This window comes from Pseudomonas sp. FFUP_PS_473, assembly GCF_002858665.1.
Classification (GTDB): domain Bacteria; phylum Pseudomonadota; class Gammaproteobacteria; order Pseudomonadales; family Pseudomonadaceae; genus Aquipseudomonas; species Aquipseudomonas defluvii.
Window position 1 is genome coordinate 74,112 of the sequence record NZ_PJQQ01000011.1, and the last position, 20,338, is coordinate 94,449.

The following is a 20,338-nucleotide window of genomic DNA, read 5'->3' on the forward strand; positions in this document are numbered from 1 at the left end:
CAGCGGTCGGCCCGCCAGAAAAAATTCAGATCAGAATCTTGCCATGCCGCACGAACGTTGGCTTGACCACTCGCACCGGGTACCAGCGACCACGGATCTCGACTTCAGCGCGATCGGCAGTCGCCATTGGCACCCGTGCCAGAGCAATCGATTTGCTCAGCGTAGGGGAGAAACTACCACTGGTGATCTCTCCTTCGCCAATTTCACTGATACGCACGACCTGGTGCGCCCGCAACACCCCGCGCTCCTCCAGCACCAGGCCCACCAGCTTAAGCTTCGGCCCGGCATCACGCTCGGCCTCAAGCGCGGCACGACCGATGAAGTCTCGCGTCGCCGGCTCCCAGGCAATGCTCCAGGCGAGGTTCGAGGTCAGCGGAGAATGGGCTTCGTCGATATCCTGGCCATAGAGGTTCATACCCGCCTCAAGACGCAAGGTATCGCGTGCGCCCAGCCCACTCGGGGCAATACCGGCACCGACCAGGTCGTTGAAGAACCCGGGCGCCTGAACTGCTGGCAGCATGATTTCCAAACCATCTTCGCCGGTATAACCGGTACGAGCGATAAACCAGTCACCGTCGACCAGGCCCTCGAACGGCTTGAGTTCGCGAATCAATGCCGCACGTGCGGCAGTCACCAGATCTGCGACCTTTTCGCGGGCATGAGGCCCCTGGACCGCCAGGATCGCCAAATCCGTGCGCTCCTGGATACTCACGTCAAAACCAACCCGGCACGCTTGTAGCCAGGCCAGGTCCTTGTCGCGGGTCGCAGCGTTGACCACCAGACGATAACCGTCATCACAGCGGTAGACGATCATGTCGTCGATCACCCCGCCTTGCTCATTGAGCAGGGTGCTGTACAGGGCTTTGCCTGTGGCACTCAGGCGCTCGATATCGTTGGCCAGCACATACTGCAGCCACGCCGCTGCCTGAGCGCCGCCGATATCAATCACGGTCATGTGAGATACATCGAAAACCCCGCAGTCGCGACGCACCTGATGGTGCTCCTCGACTTGCGAGCCGTAATGCAGGGGCATGTCCCAACCGCCAAAATCGACCATCTTGGCGCCAAGCGCCAAATGCAGGTCATAAAGAGGCGTACGCAGTCCCATGGGTTTCTCCTTCCGCGCGTGGCGAGGCTACGACCGGCGGCAGTGCAGCCACCGACGTAGCGAATGCCGCGCATTGTAGCTGCAAGGCTGGATGCTTACACCCTCAGTGCGCTTGGCCGGGGTGCCGAGCCGACCGTCGAATCAGCCCGATAACCGGCAACAGGCCGACCAACACCAGGGTTAGCGCAGGCAGCGAAGCACGTGCCCACTCGCCCTCACTTGTCATTTCAAAGACCCGCACCGCTAGCGTGTCCCAGCCAAAGGGCCGCAGTAGCAAGGTAGCAGGCATTTCCTTGAGTACGTCGACAAACACCAACAGCGCCGCGCTCAGCGCACCAGGCACCAACAACGGCAGGTAGACCTTGAAGAACAGGCGCGGCCCCGCAACCCCAAGGCTGCGCGAAGCTTCCGGCAGCGAAGGCCTAACCCGCGCAAGGCTGCTTTCCAAAGGCCCGTAGGCAACGGCCACGAACCGCACCAGGTACGCCAGTATCAATGCACTGAGGCTGCCCAGCAGTAACGGCTTGCCAGCGCCACCCAGCCAGCTGGACAGCGGGATGACCAGTTGCTTGTCCAGGTAACTGAACGCCAACATGATCGACACAGCCAGTACCGATCCCGGCAAGGCGTAACCAAGGTTAGCCAGGCTGACGCCAGCCCGGATACCGCGCGTGGGCGCCTGCCGTCGGGCAAATGCCAGCATCAGCGCCACGCAGACCGTGATCAACGCCGCCATGGCGCCCAGGTAGAGGGTGTGCACAATCAGCCCGGCATAGCGCTCGTCGAGGTCGAAACGACCACGCTGCCAGAACCACACCAGCAGTTGCAGCACCGGGATGACGAACGCACAGGCAAAGACCAGCAGGCACCAACCGGTCGCTGCAAACGCCTTGACCCCGCGCAGGTGATACAAGGCCTTGCCCCGTGGCCGCTCACTGCCACTGCGGGTTGCACCACGTGCCCGGCGCTCGCCGTACAGCACCAGCATGACCGCCAGCAATAACAGACTGGCCAGTTGTGCCGCACTGGAAAGGCTGAAGAAGCCGTACCAGGTTTTATAGATGGCCGTGGTGAACGTATCGAAGTTGAACACCGAGACCGCACCGAAGTCCGCCAGGGTTTCCATGAGTGCCAATGCCACGCCCGCGCCAATCGCGGGACGCGCCATGGGCAGGGCAACCCGCCAGAACGCCTGCAACGGCGAATGCCCCAGTACCCGCGCGGCCTCCATCAAACCCTTGCCTTGAGCAATGAACGCAGTGCGAGCCAGCAGGTAAACGTAGGGGTAGAACACCAGCACCAGCACCGTGATCACGCCACCGGTGGAGCGCACCCGAGGCAGACGCATCGGCCCGAACCACTCGCGCAGCAGGGTTTGCACCGGCCCGGAAAAATCCAGCAAGCCGACAAAGACGAACGCCAGTACATAGGCCGGGATGGCGAAGGGCAGCATCAAGGCCCAATCGAGCCAGCGACGCCCGGGAAACTCACAAAGGCTGGTCAACCAGGCCAGGCTGACGCCCAACAGGGTGACACCCATGCCGACACCGGCGACCAGTGTGGCGGTATTGCCCAACAGGCGGGACATCTGGGTTTCGAGCAGGTGCGACCAGATCTGCCGGTCAATCGTCTCCCAGGACAGGAGCAGAACACTGATCGGCAACAGCACCAAGGTGACAACGGCGAAAACCAGGGGATACCAGCGGCGTTGGGCAGGGTGGGCCAAAGGGCGATGCTCTAGGTTTTAATGACTGTCGCCGGCAACACCTGCCCATCAGAGCTGGCCTTGCCGGCGATGAAGCCGCAAAGGGTCGAACAAGCATAAAGCCTGGGGCTTAGTTCCAGCCAGCCCGGTCCATCAAGCGAATCGCTTCAGCCTGACGCTTGCCTGCGACTTCCACCGGGAGGGCGTCAGCCTTGAAGGTTCCCCAGGCGGCGACTTCCTCGGACGGTGCAACCTTCGGGTTGGCCGGGAACTCCTGGTTGATACTCGCGAACATCTTCTGTGCATCCGCACCGGTCATCCACTCGACCAGGGCCTTGGCTGCCTCTGGATGCGGCGCGTACTTGGTCAGGCCGATACCCGAGAGGTTGACGTGAACACCGCGGTCCGCCTGGTTAGGCCAGAACAGCTTGACCGGCAGTTGCGGGTCCTGCTGGTGCAAGCGACCGTAGTAATAGGTGTTAACGATACCGACATCGCACTGACCGGCCTTGATCGCCAGCAGCAAGGCCGTATCGTCAGAGAAGACGTCTGTGGACAGGTTGTTCACCCAGCCCTTGATGATCTGTTCGGTTTTCTCGGCGCCATGGGTCTCGATCAGGGTGGCGGTCAACGACTGGTTGTAGACCTTCTTCGCGGTACGCAGGCACAGGCGGCCTTCCCATTGTTTGTCGGCCAGTGCCTCGTAGGTGCTCAGCTCTTCCGGCTTGACCCGCTCGGTGGAGTAGACAATGGTTCGTGCGCGCAGGCTCAGGCCTGTCCAGTCATGGGACGAGGCACGATATTGAGACGGGATGTTGGCATCGATCACCGACGACTGGATCGGCTGCAGGATGCCCATTTGCTCGGCCTGCCAGAGGTTGCCCGCATCGACGGTGAGCAGCAGGTCGGCGGTGGCATTCTCGCCCTCGGCCTTGATCCGCTGCATCAGCGGTGCTTCCTTGTCGGTAATGAACTTGACCTTCACACCAGTCTTGGCCGTGTAGGCATCAAATACCGGCTTGATCAGCTCATCAATTCGCGAGGAGTACACCACCACTTCATCCGCTGCCTGGGCGGTGCTACCGAACAGGGTCAATGCCAGGGCGGCCAGTAAATGCTTGCGTGACAACATGGAAGCGGTCCTCGAAAGACAAGAAAGGCAGAAATGGTAGTGAATCCCATTTGCCATCTCAACCTAACTCACAACAGAGCAGTTACCAGATGTTGCAAGCCTCTCAGGGCCGCGCCAATTCGGGCAGATCACCGCTCAAGCCGAGGGCCTGACGCACAAACAGCGCCTTGGCCTCAGGCAATTGCTCGACCCACTTCAGGCCCGTATTACGCAGCCAGCGCAGCGGCAACGGATCGGCCTGGAACAGCCGCTCGAAGCCTTCCATTGCCGCCATCAAGGCCAGGTTGTGCGGCATCCGGCGCCGCTCGAAGCGACTCAGTACCCGCACATCGGCCAGCCGCTCGCCACGGTCCAGAGCGTTTAACAGTTCCTCGGCGAGCACCGCCGCATCGAGGAAGCCCAGGTTGACGCCCTGCCCGGCCAACGGGTGAATGGTATGCGCAGCATCGCCAATCAGCGCCAGGCCCTCGGCCACATAGCGCTTGGCATGGCGCTGGCGCAGCGGCACACACAATCGCGGGTCGGCACTCAGCACCTGGCCCAGACGACCTTCAAAGGCGCGCTCGAGTTCGGCGCAGAACGCCTCATCGGCCAACCCCATCAGGCGCTCGGCCTGCTCCGGCGTGGTCGACCAGACAATCGAGCACCACCCCTGCTCGCCGTCGCGCTGCAGCGGCAGAAACGCCAGCGGGCCATCATCCGTAAAGCGCTGCCAGGCCGTGGCCTGATGAGCCTGGCTGCAGCGCACACTGGTCACGATGGCGTGATGCAAGTAATCCCACTCACGGGTTTCGCATCCCGTCAGGCGGCGCACGGCCGAGTTCGCCCCGTCGGCTGCGATCACCAAGGGTGCACGCAGCGTACGGCCATCGGCCAAGGTCAGCAGCCAGTCCTCTCCAGAACGCCGTATCTGTTCCAGGCGTGCATTGGCCAGCAGGCCGATCTCGCTGTCATGCAGGCGCTCCAGCAGCGCATCCTGGACCACTCGGTTCTCGACGATATGCCCCAGCACCTCGGCATGCACGCTGGCTGCGGAAAAGTGAATACGACCTGTCCCGCTGCCGTCCCAGACCTCCATCTGCCCATATGGGCAGACGCGTCGGGCGCAGATACCGTCCCAGGCACCGAGCCGTTCAAGGATCCGCTGGCTAGCCACCGACAGGGCGCTGACCCGTGGCTCGAATGCGGCCTCGGCATCAAAGGGTTTGACCGACAGCGGGCTGCCATCGACCAGCAGAATATTCAGGCCACTGTGCTGTAGCGCCAACGCCAGGGCGCTGCCGACCATACCGGCACCGACAATCAACAGATCCGCGCGCATTTCCATGCCTTAAGCCTGTATTGCTTGCGGCCGGAGCCGCAGATAAAGGGAAAGTGGTATGTAGCCCTTGCGCATGCTCAACCCTGCAGGTCCGAACGGGTGCCCAGGCCCATCGCTTGCCGGGCGAACCAGCGCTTGGCCGGTGGCAGCAGGTCGAGCCCAAGCAGGCCCAGGTTGCGCCCGGCCGTCACCAGCGGCTGGTTGTTGCCAAACAGTCGGGTGACACGGTCGGAAAAGCCGATGGTCAAGGCCTGATCAAGGCGTTGACGCTCACAGTAGGCTTGCAACGTCGCAAGGTCACCGGGCGCTTGTGGCCCGGCGAGCAAGGCTTCAGACAAGGCCTGAACGTCACGCAACGACAGGTTGAAGCCCTGCCCGGCAATCGGGTGCAGGCTGTGCGCCGCATTGCCCAGCACCACCAGGTGAGGACGCACCTGTTCCTGCGCCTCGACCAATGACAACGGATACAGGTGACGAACACCCACCTGACACAAGGCACCCAACCGGTAGCCGAACACGCCCTGCAATTCGTCGAGGAAGCTGCGCTCATCCAGCTCGGCCAACCGCTTGGCGTCCATCCCCTTGCGGGTCCAGACCAGCGCGCAGCGGTTTTCCGGCAGCGGCAACAGCGCCATAGGTCCTTCGTCGGTGAAGCGCTCAAACGCTTGCCCGCAGTGCGCTTCACTGGGCGTAATGTTGGCGATCAACGCACTCTGGTTGTAAGGCCGCGTCGTGACATGAATGCCCAACTGCTCGCGCAGGCCAGAACGGCCACCGTCGGCCAGCACCGCCAGGTCGCAGTCAAGGGTCGTGTCGTCGTTGAGCGACAGGCGATAACCGTCTTCCAGCGCCTGCAAGGCCGTCACTTCGGCCGGGCAGCGCCAACTGACCACCTCAGGATCCAGCCCTTTCCAAAGGCACTGCCCCAGCCAGGCGTTTTCCACCACATAGCCGAGGGCCGGTACGCCCTCTTCCATTGCGTTCAAACGGGCCGCGCCGAAACGCCCCCGATCAGACACCTGGATCTGCCGGATCGGCTCGGCACGGCGACTGATCGCCTGCCACAGCCCCAGCCGTTCATAGATCTGTCGGGTACCGAAGGATAACGCCGACGAGCGCGCATCGTAGCTGGGCTGATAGCTGTCGCCGGGTGCAAACGGCTCGATCAGCAGGATCGTCCAGCCCCGGGCCTTGGCACCGGCCTGCAGCGCCAGGGCCAGGCTGGCCCCCACCAGACCGCCGCCAATAATTGCCAGATTGAACCGGTTCATGCGGCCTGGCTTCGCGCAGCAGCCATCAAGGCTTCGATTTCAGCGACTGTCTTCGGCACACCCGCCGTCAGAACTTCACACCCATGCTTGGTTACCACTACGTCGTCCTCGATGCGTATGCCGATACCACGCCATTTTTTTGCCACGTGCATATTGTCCGCCGAGATGTAGATCCCCGGCTCGACCGTTAGGGTCATGCCCGGCTCAAGTACCCGCCACTGGCCGCCAACCTTGTAGTCCCCGACATCGTGTACATCCATGCCCAGCCAGTGCCCGGCACGGTGCATGTAGAAGGCCTTGTAAGCCTCGGACTCGATCAGATCCGGCACTTCGCCTGCGAGCAGGCCCAACGCCACCAGCCCTTCGGTAATCACCTGCACGGTCGCTTCGTGCGCGTGGTTCCAGTGCTTGCCCGGCGCAATCTCTTCGAACGCCGCCATCTGCGCCTTGAGTACCAGTTCGTAGATTGCTTTCTGCTCCGACGAAAAGGTGCCACTGACCGGAAACGTCCGAGTGATATCGCTGGCGTAGCAGTCAATCTCGCAACCCGCGTCGATCAGCACCAGATCACCATTCTTCAGCGGCGCATCGTTTTCCTGGTAATGCAGGATGCAGCTGTTGCGTCCAGCCGCAACGATCGAGCCGTAAGCCGGCATCTTCGCCCCGCCCTTGCGAAACTCGTAATCCAGCTCGGCTTCAAGGCTGTACTCGTGCAAGCCGGCCCGGCAGGCTTGCATCGCCCGCACATGAGCACGCGCCGAAATGGCCGCGGCTTCGCGCATCACCTTCACTTCCGCTGCCGATTTATACAGACGCATGTCATGCAGCAGATGATCCAGGGCAACGAATTCGTTGGGCGGCTGCGCACCGAGGCGCGCCTTGGAGCGAATCACGTTGATCCACTCCATCAAATGGCGGTCGAACTCGGCATTGCTGCCCATCGCCGAGTACACGCGGTCGCGTCCCTCGATCAACCCCGGCAGAATTTCGTCGATATCGGTGATCGGGAAGGCATCATCGGCGCCAAAATCGCGAATGGCGCCCTCCTGCCCGGCGCGCAAGCCATCCCACAGCTCACGCTCAGGATTGCGCTCACGACAAAACAACACATATTCACCGTGCTCACGCCCGGGTATCAGCGCAATCACCGCTTCGGGCTCGGGAAAGCCGCTCAGGTACTGGAAGTCGCTGTCCTGGCGATACACGTGCTCGACATCGCGGTTGCGTATGGCGACCGCAGCCGCCGGCAGGATGGCGATGCTGTTGGGCTCCATCTGCGCCATCAGCGCCTTTCGCCGGCGGGCGTATTCCGACTTGGGGATGTGGGTCATGGGCAGATGGCGTCCAGGCAAAAATCAGTGCAGGGAAGGTTTCGCAGCGGCTGGAGCAGGCTTGGCCAGCTCCGTGTAAAGCAGCAACGGCGCGACGCGCAGGTATTCCATGACTTCCATGTAGTCGCTCTCGCCGTCCTCGGATTCCTCCAGAGCATCCTGGACCTGGGAAATGGCGGCCAGGTCCTGCAGCACTTCCTTGGCTTCAGTGCTCAATGTCAGGCCACCTGAGTTCAGGCCGAAACCGTCGAGGAAGCCCCGGCACCACTGGCCCAGCGCAACGGCACGCTCGGTCAGCGGCGCGTCATCGCCCGGCAGCAGCAAGACGATGGTGATGTCTTCACCTGTGAGTTCGGCCTTGACCATTTCCTGCAAGCCAATCAGGGCATTGCGAACATTGTCGGCCGGCTCGGCCTCAAGCAGGTGGGCGGCATCGGCCAACCAGCTGTCGGCATCGAAGCCGACACCTGTGCAGCTACGCCCGAGCAACAGCCCGTGCAGTTCGGCAGGAGAAACTGGATGACCGCCGCTGCTCAGCAGGGCGGCGAATGCGGTGTACGGCGAGTTGGTATTGGGCATGGGCAACTAGGCGCCAGACGGCGCAATGACTAGAATGAAGACCTTGTATCCTAGCACCGGCAGGCGCGCCAAGACCATCGACGCGGCCAACTCGGGGCTGGCAGGGCATAATCGCCGGGAACTCAGGCACACCCAATCGAGTGGCATTTCATGCAAGAGACCGAGCTGCAAGCGCTGATGGGCCGACTCGAACTGTTGATTGAACGGGTCGAGCAACTAAAACGGCAAAACGCACTCTTATTAGCTCAGGAAAAATCCTGGCGTGAGGAACGTGCCCACCTCATCGAAAAAAATGAAATCGCCCGGCGTAAGGTCGAATCGATGATTTTGCGACTCAAGGCCCTGGAGCAAGACTCATGAGTTCAAGCAATAGCGTCACCGTTCAGATCCTCGACAAAGAGTACTCGATCATCTGTCCGCCGGAAGAACGCAGCAACCTGATCAGCGCTGCACGCTACCTGGACGGCAAAATGCGCGAGATCCGCAGCAGCGGCAAGGTTATTGGCGCCGACCGTATCGCGGTCATGGCCGCCCTCAACATTACCCATGACCTGCTGCACCGGCAGGAACGCCCGGCACCTCAAGTCGGCGGCGCCACCCGCGAACAGGTGCGCGACCTGCTGGAACGCGTCGATCAGGCGTTGGCCAACGATGCCGATACACCATCCAATTGAGTTTCAGGTATACTCTCGCTCACTCCCTGGAGTGCTTGCCAGTCGGTCATGTCCCTGAGCCGATACGCACAACCACGGGGGTTGCACGCTGGGGCCGGTGCGCATGTCCGCCTGACGGAAAGCCTTAACGCCCCCTGCAATCTCCACCTTGAACTTTCGGGTTCAAGGGCTACACCGACAGCGGTTCGTCGGGGAGCCTGATTATCCTGCGCCTGCCAGCCTTGGCATGCGCACACGCGCTGCCACCCGCCTGGCAGTTGCTCAAGAGACCGCCCGTGCCATGACCGACACCGCGCTGCTCACCCGCCCCCAGCTACGCCGCCTGCTTCGAGATGCCCGTCGCGCGTTGACGCCTGCCGAACAACGCCGGGCCGCGCAAAACCTGTATTGCCAACTGGCACAGCATCCATTGTTCCGTCGTGCCAGGCACATTGCCTTGTACCTGCCCAACGACAGCGAAATCGACCCGCGCCTGTTGCTGCGCGAGGCCCAGCGCCGTGGCAAGCGTACCTACCTGCCAGTACTGCACGCCTGGCCGAAGACCAAGATGGCCTTTCAACGCATTGAGGCAGGCGAAAAGCTGCGCCCCAACCGCTTCCGCATTCCTGAACCCGTAATCAGTCAGGCACGGCAACGCCCCGTATGGGCGCTGGACCTGGTCCTGCTGCCGCTTGTAGGGTTCGATGAAACAGGGGGACGCTTGGGTATGGGCGGTGGTTTCTACGACCGAAGCCTGGGCTACCTGGCCCGACGCAAAACCTGGAGAAAACCACTGCTACTGGGGCTGGCGCATGAATGCCAGAAGGTCGAGCGACTGACTCAAGCCAGTTGGGACGTGCCGCTTCAAGGAACTGTTTCGGACAAGGGCTGGTACCTGGCGAACTAAGCGCAGGCAAGCAGCCGATCAACGCTGTTGCGGGATGACCGACACTTCATAATTGGTGTCGAGGTTGCGCTCCCAGAGGCTTTCCGCATAACCGGTAGTGACCACACCCAAACCGAACAGAAAAACGAGTACCCAGATCATATCCGGTTTGCGATTCATCGATTGCCCCCCTCAGGCAAACTGATCACGATGGCAGCAACGGTTAGCGAGGTAGGCCGTGCAGCAGCGTCATGCTTAAAACCCGCGCATTCTCCGACAACCTGAAGCGACACGCAAACGTTGACGTCAACCGGCTGTCGGTTTCGCGCCACAGGTTGTTTCCAATTTTTTCAGGAGCACCTTCCATGGCCTATTGGCTGATGAAATCCGAGCCCGACGAGCTCTCGATCCAAGACCTGGCCACGCTCGGCGAAACCCGCTGGGACGGCGTGCGTAACTATCAGGCACGCAATTTCATTCGTTCGATGACGGTAGGTGATGCGTTCTTTTTCTACCATTCCAGCTGCCCGGAGCCGGGTATTGCCGGCATTGCCCGGATCACCTCGGACGCTTACCCGGACCCCACCGCGCTCGACCCCGAGAGCCACTACTTCGACGCCAAGGCCACTGCCGAGAAGAACCCGTGGAGCGCCATCAATGTCATCCATGTCGAGACATTCACACAGGTGCTTGGCCTGGGTTACCTGAAACAACAAACAGCCCTCGCCGAGCTGCCACTGGTACAGAAAGGCAGCCGCCTTTCGGTCATGCCGGTAACTGCCGAACAATGGGCCGCTGTACTCGCCTTGCGCTGAACATGGTAGGATTCCTACTCAATTGACGGACATCAACCCGGCTAAACAGGGAACCGTCACACTGACGTCATTGCCGCAGGATGCTTGAACAATGTCGCTTAGCCAACACACACCAAGACTTTTCGCCGCTGCCCTGATTGCTCTGCTCGTGGCCGCGGGGGGCTTGGGCTACTGGAAATCACTGCATGATCGCCTGCCCGAAGGCCTGAGCCAAGGCAACGGTCGGCTTGAAGCCACCGAGGTGCAGATCGCCAGCAAGGTTCCCGGGCGCCTGGCCGAAGTGCTGGCCGATGAAGGCGACAGCGTGAAGCAGGGACAATTGCTGGCCCGCATCGACACCCGCACCCTCGAAGCTCAACGTACCCAGGCCGAAGCGGAAGTGCTGCGCGCCAAGGAGAACTACGCCGCGGCCCAGGCCAACGTGCAGTTGCGTCAGAGCGAATTGCTGCTTGCCAGCCAGGAGCTGCGGCGCAGTCGTGAACTGTTCCAGCGCAAGTACGCCAGCCAGCAACTGCTCGATCAGCAACAGGCACGCTTCGACACCAGCAGCTCGGCGGTGGTCGCCGCTCGTGCACAACTGGCGGCTATCAATGCGGCCATTGGTGCGGCGCAGGCACAGGTCGAACAGTTGACCAGCGAAATTGACGACAGCAGTCTGCGCGCCCCCATCGATGGGGTGATCCAGTTACGCTTGGCCGAACCCGGCGAGGTGCTGCCGGCGGGCGGACGTGTACTCCTGCTGATCGACCCCAACGATCAGTACATGAACCTCTACCTGCCGGCTTCGACCGCCGGCAAACTGACCATGGGCGATCAGGCACGGATCGTACTCGATGCCCTGCCCGACAAAGCCCTGCCGGCCAAGATCACCTTTGTCGCGGCCAAGGCTCAGTTCACCCCCAAGCAAGTGGAAACCCGTGACGAACGCCAGAAGCTGGTGTTCCGGGTAAAACTGCGCCTGACCGACCCTAGCGCCCTGCCTCAAGCCAAACCCGGTATGCCGGGGGCCGGCTATGTACGCACGGCCCCCGTGGACTGGCCGGCCAACCTGCAATGAATGCGCTGGCGCTGCACGCCAAGGGCATCAGCCATCGCTACGGCACCGTAGTGGCCCTGCAGGGCATCGACTTCGAGCTGCCAGCCGGCACCCGTTGCGGTCTGATAGGCCCCGATGGGGCGGGCAAGTCCAGCCTGCTCGGGTTGATTGCCGGGGTGAAAAAGCTGCAGACCGGCACGCTACAGGTGCTCGACGGCTCGATCGACGAGCGTCGCCATCGCCGCAGCCTGTACTCACGCATCGCCTTCATGCCCCAAGGGCTGGGCAACAACCTCTACCCGGACCTGTCGATACGCGAAAACATCAGCTTCTTCGCTACCCTGTTCGGCCTGCCCCGCGCGGAATGCGAGCGACGCATGCACGAGCTGCTGCTGGCCACTGACCTGGTGCGTTTCGCCGACCGCCCCGCCGGCAAGCTCTCGGGCGGCATGAAACAAAAGCTCGGGCTGTGCTGCGCGCTGATCCATGACCCCGACTTGTTGATCCTCGACGAACCGACCACAGGCGTCGACCCGTTGTCACGGCGGCGCTTTTGGGAACTGGTCGAGCAGGTGCGCCACGAGCGCCCGCAACTGACCCTGCTGGTCGCCACGGCCTACATGGAAGAAGCCGAGCAGTTCGAGCATTGCCTGATGCTCGACCGCGGACGCCTGATCGCCGCCGGGCCCAGCCGGGAACTGGCTGCCGTTACCCCCAGCGACAAGCTCGACGACGCCTTTACTCACTTTCAGGGTGACAGCAAGCGCAGCGGGCAACCCTTGCACATACCACCACGGGCCGACAGCAACGCCGAAATCGCTATCGAAGCCCATGAACTGACCCTGCGCTTTGGCGACTTCACCGCGGTCAACAAGGTCAGCTTCGCCATTGGTCGTGGCGAGATCTTCGGCTTTCTTGGCTCCAACGGGTGCGGTAAAACCACCACCATGAAGGTCCTGACCGGCCTGATGCCCGCCAGCGAAGGCAGCGCCAGCCTGCTCGGGCGCCCCGTGGATGCCAGCGACCTGGCCACCCGCAAACGGGTCGGTTTCATGTCGCAGAGCTTTTCCCTGTACGGCGAGCTGAGTGTGCGGCAAAACCTTGAGCTGCACGCACGCCTGTTTGACTTGCCCAACGCCGAAAGCCGTCCGCGCATCGCCGAACTGATCCAGCGTTTCGATCTGAACAGCGTGGCCGACCAACAATCCGGCGCGCTTCCCCTGGGGATTCGCCAACGGCTTTCGCTCGCAGTGGCGGTACTGCACCGGCCGGAAGTGCTGATCCTCGACGAACCGACCTCGGGAGTCGATCCCGCCGCCCGTGACGACTTCTGGCGCCTGCTGATCGAGCTGTCACGGGAACAGGGCGTGACCATCTTCCTCTCCACCCACTTCATGAACGAGGCACAACGCTGCGACCGCATTTCGTTGATGCACGCCGGCCAGGTACTGGCCTGCGATACGCCCTCAGCGCTGCAGACCCAGTTCGCCGGCGAAACCCTGGAAGACGCCTTCGTGCGCTGCCTGGAACAGGCCCAGGGCCCAGTGGAGGCGCCTGCCACTGACACCCCGCTGAACACGGCCGCCGCGCCGACGTTACTGCGCCAGCGCCGAGGCTTCAGCCTCAAGCGCCTGTTCGCCCTGGCGAACCGCGAGGGCAAGGAGCTACTGCGGGACAAGGTACGCCTGGCGTTTGCCTTGCTCGGCGCACTGTTCATGATGGTGATCTTTGGTTTCGGGATCTCGCTGGACGTCGAGAACCTCGCCTTTGCGGTCTATGACCAGGACCAAAGCCCGCAAAGCCGCGCCTACCTGGAAGCGTTTCGTGGCTCGCGCTACTTCGATGAGCAAGCACCGATAACCGACCTGGGGCAAATGCACCGGCGCCTGCAGCGTTCCGAGATCAAGCTGGCGCTGGAGATACCGCCGGGCTTTGGTCGCGACCTGTACGCCGGTCGCCAGCCGACCGTAGCCGCCTGGCTCGACGGTGGCATGCCGTTTCGCGCCGAAACCAGTCGGAACTATGTCGAAGCCGTGCATCAGGGCAACCTGGCATTACTGGCGTCCTTGAGCAGTGCCGCTCAGCCGGCGCAGCCACTGGTAAACCTGGAAACACGCTTTCGCTACAACCAGGATGTCGTCAGCGTGAACGCCATCGGCCCCGGCGTCATGGCGCTGATTCTGGCCTTCATCCCGGCCATGCTGACCGCGCTGGGTATCGTCCGGGAGAAGGAGCTGGGCTCGATTACCAACTTCTATGCCACACCCCTGACACGCCTGGAATTCCTGCTCGGCAAGCAGGTGCCTTATCTGATCGTCAGCCTGATCAACCTGGCACTGCTGGTGGCGATGAACCGCTGGCTGTTCGGCGTGCCGTTCAAGGGTAGCGCCTTCGCACTGGCGTGCGGTGGCGTGCTCTACCTGCTGGCGACCACCAGCATGGGGATGCTGATCTCCGCGTTCACCCGCACCCAGATCGCCGCGATCCTCGGCACCATGATCATCACCAGCCTGCCCACCATTCAGTTCTCCGGGTTGATCGTGCCACGCTCGTCACTCGAAGGCACAGCAGCGGTGATGGGGCAACTGTTCCCCGCCGGCTACTTCCTCGACATCGCCGTCGGCACCTTCACCAAGGCCCTGAGCCTGCGCGAGCTGTGGCCGCAATGCCTGGCCCTGCTGGGGTTCTTCCTCGCCTTCACGGGCTTGAGCTTGGCCATGTTGAAAAAGCAGGAGGCCTGATGCATCGCCTTGCCCACATTCTGCGCCTGGGGCTCAAAGAGCTCACCAGCCTGCGCCATGACAGCGTGCTGTTGCTGTTCCTCCTCTATGCCTTCAGTGTGGCCATCTACATGCCGGCGGCGGGTTCCGTGATTGGCGTGCACAACGCCAGCGTCGCCGTGGTCGACGAAGACCACAGCCTGATCTCGCGCAAACTCACCCAGGCCCTGCAACCTCCCGAGTTCCAGACAGCCACCGCCCTGTCCTATGACCGGATCGACCAGGTTCTGGACAACGGTCAGTACACGTTCGTGATCAACATTCCGGTGAACTTCCAGACCGACCTGCTCGCGGGGCGCTCACCGGAACTGCAGATCAATGTTGACGCCACCGCCATGAGCCAGGCGTTCATGGGGGCTGGCTACATCGGGCGGATCTTTGAGCGCGAGTTGCTCGACTACGCCAACCCCGACTCAAGCGTCGAGCGTGCACCGGCCCTGCTGACCAATCGGGCGTTGTTCAACACCAACCTGGAAGGTGGCTGGTTCCTGGCGGTGATCCAGATCGTCAACAACATCACCATCCTGGCGATCATCCTGACCGGCACAGCGCTGCTTCGTGAGCGCGAGCACGGCACCCTCGACCACCTGCTGGTATTGCCATTGACCGCACTGGAAATCATGCTGGCGAAAATTGGCAGCAACGCGCTGGTGGTGGTGCTGTGCACCTGGGTATCGCTGGAGGTGGTGGTCAAAGGCGCACTGGGTGTACCGCTGGCAGGTTCGCTCGGGCTGTTCCTGGCAGTGACCGCGCTCTATCTGTTCGCCAGTACCGCCTTGGGGATTTTCCTCGCCACGCTGGCCCGTTCGACCCCGCAGTTCGGCTTGTTGGCGATCCCGGTGATTATCCCGATGCTGTTGCTCTCGGGCGGCAGCACACCGCTGGACAGCATGCCGCAGTGGCTGCAGTGGGTCATGCAGGGCTCACCGTCGACCCACTTCGTCAGCCTCGCCGCCGCCATCCTGTTCCGCGATGCCGGCGTCGACGTAGTCTGGCCAGACCTGCTCGCGCTCGGCGCGATCGGCCTGTTGTTCTTCAGCATCGCGTTGGCGCGCTTCAGACGAACCCTGACCTCCTGATTACTGCACGATCAGGTTGTTGAACAGCAGGTCCTCGACGATCGGCTTGCCCTCTTCGTCATTGAGCACCTGCTGGACCTGCTTCAGCGCTTCCTGACGCAGCTTTTCCTTGGACTCGACATTGCTCATGCTCTCCAGGTTCTGCTGGGTAAACAGTGCAACGAGCTGGTTGCGGATCAACGGCTCATGGTGCTTGACCGCTGCCGCTGCGGCTTCACCGGTCACCCGCAGGGCAACATCAGCCTTGTACACGTGCAGCTTCGGCCCACCGTCGAGGGCATAGTTGCCAACAAAGGGCGGCGTCAGAGAGATGTAGGCCACTTTCGGTGCATCTTCCTTGGACTCCTCGGCCATAGCGGCCGCAGGCAGCATCAGGGCCACCAGCATCACGATCCACGCTTTCACGAATTCACTCCTCAAACAGTTGGCGCCAGCATAACCAGCGCTTTTGGCAAACCCAAGCGCGGGCTTATGCCAGCCTATCAAGCCGGGCCATGCTCGTTGACCCCAAACCTGCCCTTCTACACTTATCGGCCAGCACACGCAAAGGAATAGCCCGGCGGTGCAAATGGCACATCCCCTGACGGCCAACTGAACAAATCCTTGCCAGCGTCGGGATCTTTCCTTGAAACGCGCCCTCCAATCGCCTGACCCGCGTGTCCTAACTGACAAGGAAGACGACCATGACTCGCCCAACCCCACTGCCTGCCCTTGGCCCCAACGACCTGCTCAAGCTGCTTATCGCGCTGCACAGGGCCGTTGCCAGCGAAGACCGACACGCATAAAAAAACGCCGACCCAGGCATCTGCGTCGGCGTTTCAGGTTAGCGGGAGGTCGTGTGAGCAGGTTTGCCTGCGATGGCTTCGGCGCAGTGCCAGTGAGTGCGCGGCGCCTGCATCGTTGGCAAGCCAACTCCTGCAGCGATCCGCGCAGACCACCGTATTTTCTGTGGGAGCGGGCTTGCCCGCGATGCAAGCACCGCGCAAGAGCAATGCGCCCGGCAGGCGCTGGGCGTATCAGAACGCTGGCAGTACCGCACCCTGGTATTTCTTCTCGATGAACGCTTTCACTTCAGGGCTGGTCAGGGCTTTGGCCAGCTTCTGGATAGCGGCGCTGTCCTTGTTGTCTGGACGGGCGACCAGGAAGTTCACGTAAGGCGAGTCGCTGCCTTCGATGACCAGCGCATCTTTGGCCGGGTTCAGACCGGCTTCCAGCGCATAGTTGGTGTTGATCATGTCCAGGTCGACCTGGTCCAGCACACGCGGCAGCATGGCCGATTCAAGCTCGCGGAACTTGAGTTTCTTCGGGTTCTCGGCGATGTCTTTCGGCGTAGCCAGGGCATTCTTCGGATCTTTCAGGGTGATCAGACCCGCCTTCTGCAACAGCAGCAGGGCACGACCGCTGTTGCTGCCCTCGTTCGGGATCGCAACGGTTGCATCGTCCTTGAGCTCGGAGAGGCTCTTGACCTTCTTCGAGTAGCCACCGAACGGTTCGACGTGAACGCCGATCACCGTTTCCAGGTGAGTCCCTTTGCCTTCGTTGAAGTTCTTCAGGTACGGCAGGGTCTGGAAGTAGTTGGCATCCAGGCGCTTCTGGTCGACCTGAACGTTAGGCTGCACATAGTCGGTGAACACCTTGATCTCCAGATCCACACCTTCCTTGGCCAGCGTTGGCTTGATCAGCTCAAGGATCTCGGCGTGGGGTACCGGGGTAGCCGCGACGACCAGTTTTTCAGCCGCTTGGGCAAAGCCGGCTACCGACAGCGCAGTCGCCAGAGCAGTGAACAGCAGAACCTTTTTCATGCACAGTCCTTATTCGAATCATGGCCATCAGACGACGGCGAAAAGAAGATGCCCGTCATTGAAGACTGGCGTGAGGTGGACAATACCGAGATTTTTTATTCCAGAACAATACCTTTTATTTAGAGGCTTATTCCATTTCGAGAAGCCGCTCTTTAACCCTGCGCCCGAGTATCCGCAACGATGAACGCCGGCAAGCTCAGGTGCTCTGGCAGGATCTCGTCACCAGTGCTCACCAGCAAGGCAAAGTGGATAACGTTTTCCAGCTCACGGGTATTGCCCGGCCAGCAATGCGCCTCCAGTACGCGCTGTGCCGCCTCACTGATCAGCGGAACCGGCACGTTCAGCCGCTGGCTGTAGATACCGACGAAGTACTCGGCCAACGGCAAGATGTCTCCCACCCGCTCGCGCAAGGCCGGCAGGGTCAAATGCCCCTCATGCAGGTAGTGATAGAGCCGCTCATGGAACTTGCCCGCACGCACCGCCAATGCCAGGTCGATGCTTGAGGCCGCCACCAGGCGCACGTCCACCGGGTTCGGTTGCTGCGCGCCAACGCGGGTGACTTCTCGCGTCTCCAGCGCGGCCAGTAACTTGACCTGAATCGGCAACGGTAAATCGGCGATCTCATCCAGGTACAAGGTGCCGCCATTGGCCGAGCCGAACCAACCGGCCCGGCTACTGGCGGTCCCACTATGAGCGCCCGCACTGTAGCCAAACAATTCAGCATCGGCGTAGGTCGGGCTGATGGCTGCGCAGTTCACCGAAACGAACAACCCGCTGCGATCACTGGCCCGGTGGATCTGCCGCGCCAACAACTCCTTGCCGGTACCGGTTTCGCCGCGAATCAATACCGGCAGGCCCAGCGGTGCAAGCTGCTCCAGTTCCTCACGCAACTGGCGTGAGCGAGGGTCAACGAACACCAGCGCCTTGGCGCGAATACTGAGCGGGCTCTTGTCCAGTTCAGGAAAGGTCAGCAACGGCTGGCCGTGGGTGTCATGAATAGGCATGGCAAACTCCCGCCCGGCCACCAGGCGACCAGGCGTTTCAGATAGAAGTGGTTAACGCCTTGGGATCAGGCGCGGCGCAAGGCGCCTTGTTCCAACCGGCTCTGCAGGCGATACAGGTAAGCAAACCCTTGTTCCCAGCGACGATGCCCGGACTTCACGTTGATGTGACCGGCGCCGGAGAGAATCCCCGCTTCAGCCCCCCAGGCCCGGGCCAGTTGCATCACCCGTGGAGCGCTGGCCGCCGGGTCGTTGTCGGAGCCGACCACCTGGCAAGGGAATGGCAATACCTGTTGCGTGATCGGCGCGAAGTTGCGCAAGGCCGGCGCACAGGTAGGGCGCTCGACATCCGCCGGCGCCACCAGCAGGGCACCACGCACCCGGCGCAACAGGTTGGCACTGGCCTGCGCCGCCCAATGGGCGACAGTGATGCAGCCCAGGCTGTGGGCAATCAGAATGACCGGCGCTGCATCAGCCGCGATAGCCTGCTCCAGCGCCGCCACCCAGTCTTCACGCCGTGGCGTCAACCAGTCAGCCTGTTCGACCCGGGCACTATTGGGCAAGCTTTGTTGCCAGTAACTCTGCCAGTGATCCTCTGGCGAACCCTGCCAACCCGGCACTATCAGGTAACGAATCGACGTGTTGGACATGGGACGCCTCCTGCAGGCTTGCGTGCTTGAGGACCAGTATAGGGCGAGGGTTATATTCGTAAAGGAATAAGAAGCTATTTGGTAATAACCAAAACCAATACTTCGCGTGACAATCTGGACGCTCCGGTGAGCACTGGAGCGCAATAAAAAAGGGGCCGCACCCTGCCAAGGAACGGCCCCTGAAACGCTCGCGTACGGTTAGATGTTCGCGACTTTCTGCCAAACCTTCGGCTTGAAGAACAAGGTCTCGCCACGCACCAGCCCGGTCAGGCTGTCGTGATCCTTGACCACTTCGGCTTCAATCAACTCGCTCTGCCCCTCGACCTTGAGGGTGACCCGGGTCGTCGCACCCAAGGGGCGGATGTCCCGCACTTCAGCGACGTGGTGGCCTTCCATCTCATGGCGCGACAACGACACTTCGTGCGGCCGGAACAGCACGTGATGACCTTCGCTCAGGTGCAACCGGTTGGAATCGCCCAGGAAGTGATAAACAAAGTCGCTGGCCGGGTGCTCGTAGACATCCCCCGGCGAGCCGATCTGCTCGATCACGCCCTTGTTCATCACCACGATACGGTCCGCGACTTCCATGGCCTCTTCCTGGTCGTGGGTCACGAACACCGAGGTCAGGTTGATGTCTTCGTGCAGCCGCGCCAGCCAGCGGCGCAGCTCCTTGCGCACCTTGGCATCCAGGGCGCCGAAGGGCTCGTCGAGCAGCAATACCTTGGGCTCTACTGCCAGGGCGCGAGCCAGGGCAATACGTTGGCGCTGGCCACCGGACAATTGCTCGGGGTAGCGGTCTGCAAGCCAGTCGAGTTGAACCATGTTCAACAGTTCGTGAACTTTCTCGGCGATCTTGCTCTCGCTCGGGCGCTCGGCCTTGGGCTTCATGCGCAGGCCGAAGGCGACGTTGTCGAACACGCTCATGTGGCGGAACAGCGCATAGTGCTGGAACACGAAGCCGACGTTACGGTCGCGCACGTCGTGGCCGGAGACGTCCTCGCCATGGAAAACGATGCTGCCCTGATCCGGGGTTTCCAGCCCGGCGATAATGCGCAGCAGCGTGGTCTTGCCGCAGCCGGAGGGGCCAAGCAATGCCACCAGCTCGCCGCTGTGGATATCCAGGTTGATGCTGTCCAGAGCCTGGAAAGCGTTGAAGCGCTTGCTGACGTTACGAACTTCGATCGACATG

20 protein-coding genes and 1 other RNA gene are annotated in these 20,338 nt (G+C 61.8%); 8 read left to right on the forward strand and 13 right to left on the reverse strand.

Translation table 11 applies throughout. The annotated features are described in order from the left end of the window. Window positions 1–25: 25 nt before the first annotated feature. The 7 genes from gcvT to CYD26_RS09795 all read right to left on the reverse strand — a co-directional run bounded on the left by gcvT (window position 26) and on the right by CYD26_RS09795 (window position 8,447). Window positions 26–1,108, reverse strand: a complete 1,083-nt coding sequence (gene gcvT / locus CYD26_RS09765; protein WP_065760057.1) for a glycine cleavage system aminomethyltransferase GcvT — start codon at window positions 1,106–1,108, stop codon at window positions 26–28. Window positions 1,109–1,211: 103 nt separating this feature from the next. Next, on the reverse strand, window positions 1,212–2,834 hold the full coding sequence (locus tag CYD26_RS09770) for an iron ABC transporter permease (RefSeq protein ID WP_065760056.1): 1,623 nt from the start codon (window positions 2,832–2,834) through the stop codon (window positions 1,212–1,214). Window positions 2,835–2,943: 109 nt separating this feature from the next. Continuing rightward, complete coding sequence (locus tag CYD26_RS09775; RefSeq protein WP_102052487.1) at window positions 2,944–3,945, reverse strand: extracellular solute-binding protein; 1,002 nt, start codon at window positions 3,943–3,945, stop codon at window positions 2,944–2,946. Window positions 3,946–4,048: 103 nt separating this feature from the next. Further along, on the reverse strand, window positions 4,049–5,266 hold the full coding sequence (locus CYD26_RS09780; RefSeq protein ID WP_178081705.1) for a 2-octaprenyl-3-methyl-6-methoxy-1,4-benzoquinol hydroxylase: 1,218 nt from the start codon (window positions 5,264–5,266) through the stop codon (window positions 4,049–4,051). A gap of 77 nt (window positions 5,267–5,343) precedes the next feature. Next, on the reverse strand, window positions 5,344–6,537 hold the full coding sequence (gene ubiH, locus CYD26_RS09785) for a 2-octaprenyl-6-methoxyphenyl hydroxylase (RefSeq protein WP_102052489.1): 1,194 nt from the start codon (window positions 6,535–6,537) through the stop codon (window positions 5,344–5,346). Continuing rightward, on the reverse strand, window positions 6,534–7,868 hold the full coding sequence (gene pepP / locus CYD26_RS09790; RefSeq protein WP_102052490.1) for a Xaa-Pro aminopeptidase: 1,335 nt from the start codon (window positions 7,866–7,868) through the stop codon (window positions 6,534–6,536). Before pepP ends, ubiH begins: the two co-directional genes overlap by 4 nt. Window positions 7,869–7,892: 24 nt before the next feature. Further along, window positions 7,893–8,447: a YecA family protein gene (locus CYD26_RS09795; RefSeq protein WP_102052491.1), complete on the reverse strand. Its 555-nt coding sequence runs from the start codon at window positions 8,445–8,447 to the stop codon at window positions 7,893–7,895. Between the two features lie 150 nt (window positions 8,448–8,597). Here CYD26_RS09795 and CYD26_RS09800 point away from each other — a divergent pair, with 150 nt between their 5' ends. From CYD26_RS09800 to CYD26_RS09815, 4 genes are all read left to right on the forward strand, one after another. Then, window positions 8,598–8,807 carry a TIGR02449 family protein gene (locus tag CYD26_RS09800; RefSeq protein ID WP_065760050.1) on the forward strand — a complete coding sequence of 70 codons (210 nt, stop codon included), beginning with the start codon at window positions 8,598–8,600 and terminating at the stop codon, window positions 8,805–8,807. Then, window positions 8,804–9,121, forward strand: a complete 318-nt coding sequence (locus tag CYD26_RS09805; RefSeq protein ID WP_065760049.1) for a cell division protein ZapA — start codon at window positions 8,804–8,806, stop codon at window positions 9,119–9,121. The genes CYD26_RS09800 and CYD26_RS09805 overlap by 4 nt, the downstream gene beginning before the upstream one ends. Before the next feature lie 20 nt (window positions 9,122–9,141). Next, a non-coding RNA gene (ssrS, locus tag CYD26_RS09810) (6S RNA) lies at window positions 9,142–9,320 on the forward strand. 81 nt (window positions 9,321–9,401) lie between these two features. Further along, window positions 9,402–10,007 carry a 5-formyltetrahydrofolate cyclo-ligase gene (locus CYD26_RS09815; RefSeq protein ID WP_065760076.1) on the forward strand — a complete coding sequence of 202 codons (606 nt, stop codon included), beginning with the start codon at window positions 9,402–9,404 and terminating at the stop codon, window positions 10,005–10,007. Window positions 10,008–10,025: 18 nt separating this feature from the next. On the opposite strand, the gene CYD26_RS25230 is transcribed toward CYD26_RS09815, so the two are convergent. Continuing rightward, window positions 10,026–10,166 (reverse strand): hypothetical protein, encoded by a 141-nt coding sequence (locus CYD26_RS25230; protein ID WP_178081702.1) that lies wholly within the window; start codon window positions 10,164–10,166, stop codon window positions 10,026–10,028. 185 nt (window positions 10,167–10,351) lie between these two features. On the opposite strand from CYD26_RS25230, the gene CYD26_RS09820 reads away from it, so the two are divergent. From CYD26_RS09820 to CYD26_RS09835, 4 genes are all read left to right on the forward strand, one after another. Further along, on the forward strand, window positions 10,352–10,801 hold the full coding sequence (locus tag CYD26_RS09820) for an EVE domain-containing protein (protein WP_102052492.1): 450 nt from the start codon (window positions 10,352–10,354) through the stop codon (window positions 10,799–10,801). A 91-nt stretch (window positions 10,802–10,892) separates the two neighbouring features. Then, a complete protein-coding gene (locus CYD26_RS09825) occupies window positions 10,893–11,858 on the forward strand; it encodes an HlyD family secretion protein (protein ID WP_102052493.1) in 966 nt (321 codons plus the stop codon). Further along, window positions 11,855–14,578 carry a ribosome-associated ATPase/putative transporter RbbA gene (rbbA, locus tag CYD26_RS09830; protein ID WP_102052494.1) on the forward strand — a complete coding sequence of 908 codons (2,724 nt, stop codon included), beginning with the start codon at window positions 11,855–11,857 and terminating at the stop codon, window positions 14,576–14,578. Before CYD26_RS09825 ends, rbbA begins: the two co-directional genes overlap by 4 nt. Then, window positions 14,578–15,696: an ABC transporter permease gene (locus tag CYD26_RS09835; RefSeq protein ID WP_065760045.1), complete on the forward strand. Its 1,119-nt coding sequence runs from the start codon at window positions 14,578–14,580 to the stop codon at window positions 15,694–15,696. The genes rbbA and CYD26_RS09835 overlap by 1 nt, the downstream gene beginning before the upstream one ends. Here the strand turns inward: CYD26_RS09835 and CYD26_RS09840 are convergent, their stop codons facing one another. The 5 genes from CYD26_RS09840 to CYD26_RS09860 all read right to left on the reverse strand — a co-directional run bounded on the left by CYD26_RS09840 (window position 15,697) and on the right by CYD26_RS09860 (window position 20,337). Further along, on the reverse strand, window positions 15,697–16,101 hold the full coding sequence (locus CYD26_RS09840; RefSeq protein WP_065760044.1) for a flagellar basal body-associated protein FliL: 405 nt from the start codon (window positions 16,099–16,101) through the stop codon (window positions 15,697–15,699). Between the two features lie 611 nt (window positions 16,102–16,712). Then, window positions 16,713–17,498 carry a MetQ/NlpA family ABC transporter substrate-binding protein gene (locus CYD26_RS09845; protein ID WP_102052495.1) on the reverse strand — a complete coding sequence of 262 codons (786 nt, stop codon included), beginning with the start codon at window positions 17,496–17,498 and terminating at the stop codon, window positions 16,713–16,715. A 152-nt stretch (window positions 17,499–17,650) separates the two neighbouring features. Further along, window positions 17,651–18,502, reverse strand: coding sequence for a sigma 54-interacting transcriptional regulator (locus CYD26_RS09850; RefSeq protein WP_065761647.1), 852 nt, complete (start codon window positions 18,500–18,502; stop codon window positions 17,651–17,653). Between the two features lie 65 nt (window positions 18,503–18,567). Continuing rightward, on the reverse strand, window positions 18,568–19,149 hold the full coding sequence (locus CYD26_RS09855) for an alpha/beta hydrolase (RefSeq protein WP_158240127.1): 582 nt from the start codon (window positions 19,147–19,149) through the stop codon (window positions 18,568–18,570). 198 nt (window positions 19,150–19,347) lie between these two features. Then, entirely contained in the window at window positions 19,348–20,337 is a 990-nt protein-coding gene (locus CYD26_RS09860) for a sulfate/molybdate ABC transporter ATP-binding protein (RefSeq protein WP_065761645.1), read from the reverse strand. Window position 20,338: the final 1 nt, after the last annotated feature.

Bases quoted from the DNA above. Each gene is read 5' to 3' on its own strand.
- CYD26_RS09815 (WP_065760076.1), top strand. From the start codon at position 9,402: ATGACCGACACCGCGCTGCTCACCCGCCCCCAGCTACGCCGCCTGCTT.
- CYD26_RS09845 (WP_102052495.1), bottom strand. From the start codon at position 17,498: ATGAAAAAGGTTCTGCTGTTCACTGCTCTGGCGACTGCGCTGTCGGTA.
- CYD26_RS09780 (WP_178081705.1), bottom strand. From the start codon at position 5,266: ATGCGCGCGGATCTGTTGATTGTCGGTGCCGGTATGGTCGGCAGCGCC.
- CYD26_RS25230 (WP_178081702.1), bottom strand. From the start codon at position 10,166: ATGAATCGCAAACCGGATATGATCTGGGTACTCGTTTTTCTGTTCGGT.
- CYD26_RS09805 (WP_065760049.1), top strand. From the start codon at position 8,804: ATGAGTTCAAGCAATAGCGTCACCGTTCAGATCCTCGACAAAGAGTAC.
- pepP (WP_102052490.1), bottom strand. From the start codon at position 7,868: ATGACCCACATCCCCAAGTCGGAATACGCCCGCCGGCGAAAGGCGCTG.
- CYD26_RS09835 (WP_065760045.1), top strand. From the start codon at position 14,578: ATGCATCGCCTTGCCCACATTCTGCGCCTGGGGCTCAAAGAGCTCACC.
- ubiH (WP_102052489.1), bottom strand. From the start codon at position 6,537: ATGAACCGGTTCAATCTGGCAATTATTGGCGGCGGTCTGGTGGGGGCC.
- CYD26_RS09800 (WP_065760050.1), top strand. From the start codon at position 8,598: ATGCAAGAGACCGAGCTGCAAGCGCTGATGGGCCGACTCGAACTGTTG.
- CYD26_RS09775 (WP_102052487.1), bottom strand. From the start codon at position 3,945: ATGTTGTCACGCAAGCATTTACTGGCCGCCCTGGCATTGACCCTGTTC.
- CYD26_RS09825 (WP_102052493.1), top strand. From the start codon at position 10,893: ATGTCGCTTAGCCAACACACACCAAGACTTTTCGCCGCTGCCCTGATT.
- CYD26_RS09850 (WP_065761647.1), bottom strand. From the start codon at position 18,502: ATGCCTATTCATGACACCCACGGCCAGCCGTTGCTGACCTTTCCTGAA.
- rbbA (WP_102052494.1), top strand. From the start codon at position 11,855: ATGAATGCGCTGGCGCTGCACGCCAAGGGCATCAGCCATCGCTACGGC.
- CYD26_RS09855 (WP_158240127.1), bottom strand. From the start codon at position 19,149: ATGTCCAACACGTCGATTCGTTACCTGATAGTGCCGGGTTGGCAGGGT.
- CYD26_RS09820 (WP_102052492.1), top strand. From the start codon at position 10,352: ATGGCCTATTGGCTGATGAAATCCGAGCCCGACGAGCTCTCGATCCAA.
- CYD26_RS09860 (WP_065761645.1), bottom strand. From the start codon at position 20,337: ATGTCGATCGAAGTTCGTAACGTCAGCAAGCGCTTCAACGCTTTCCAG.
- gcvT (WP_065760057.1), bottom strand. From the start codon at position 1,108: ATGGGACTGCGTACGCCTCTTTATGACCTGCATTTGGCGCTTGGCGCC.
- CYD26_RS09795 (WP_102052491.1), bottom strand. From the start codon at position 8,447: ATGCCCAATACCAACTCGCCGTACACCGCATTCGCCGCCCTGCTGAGC.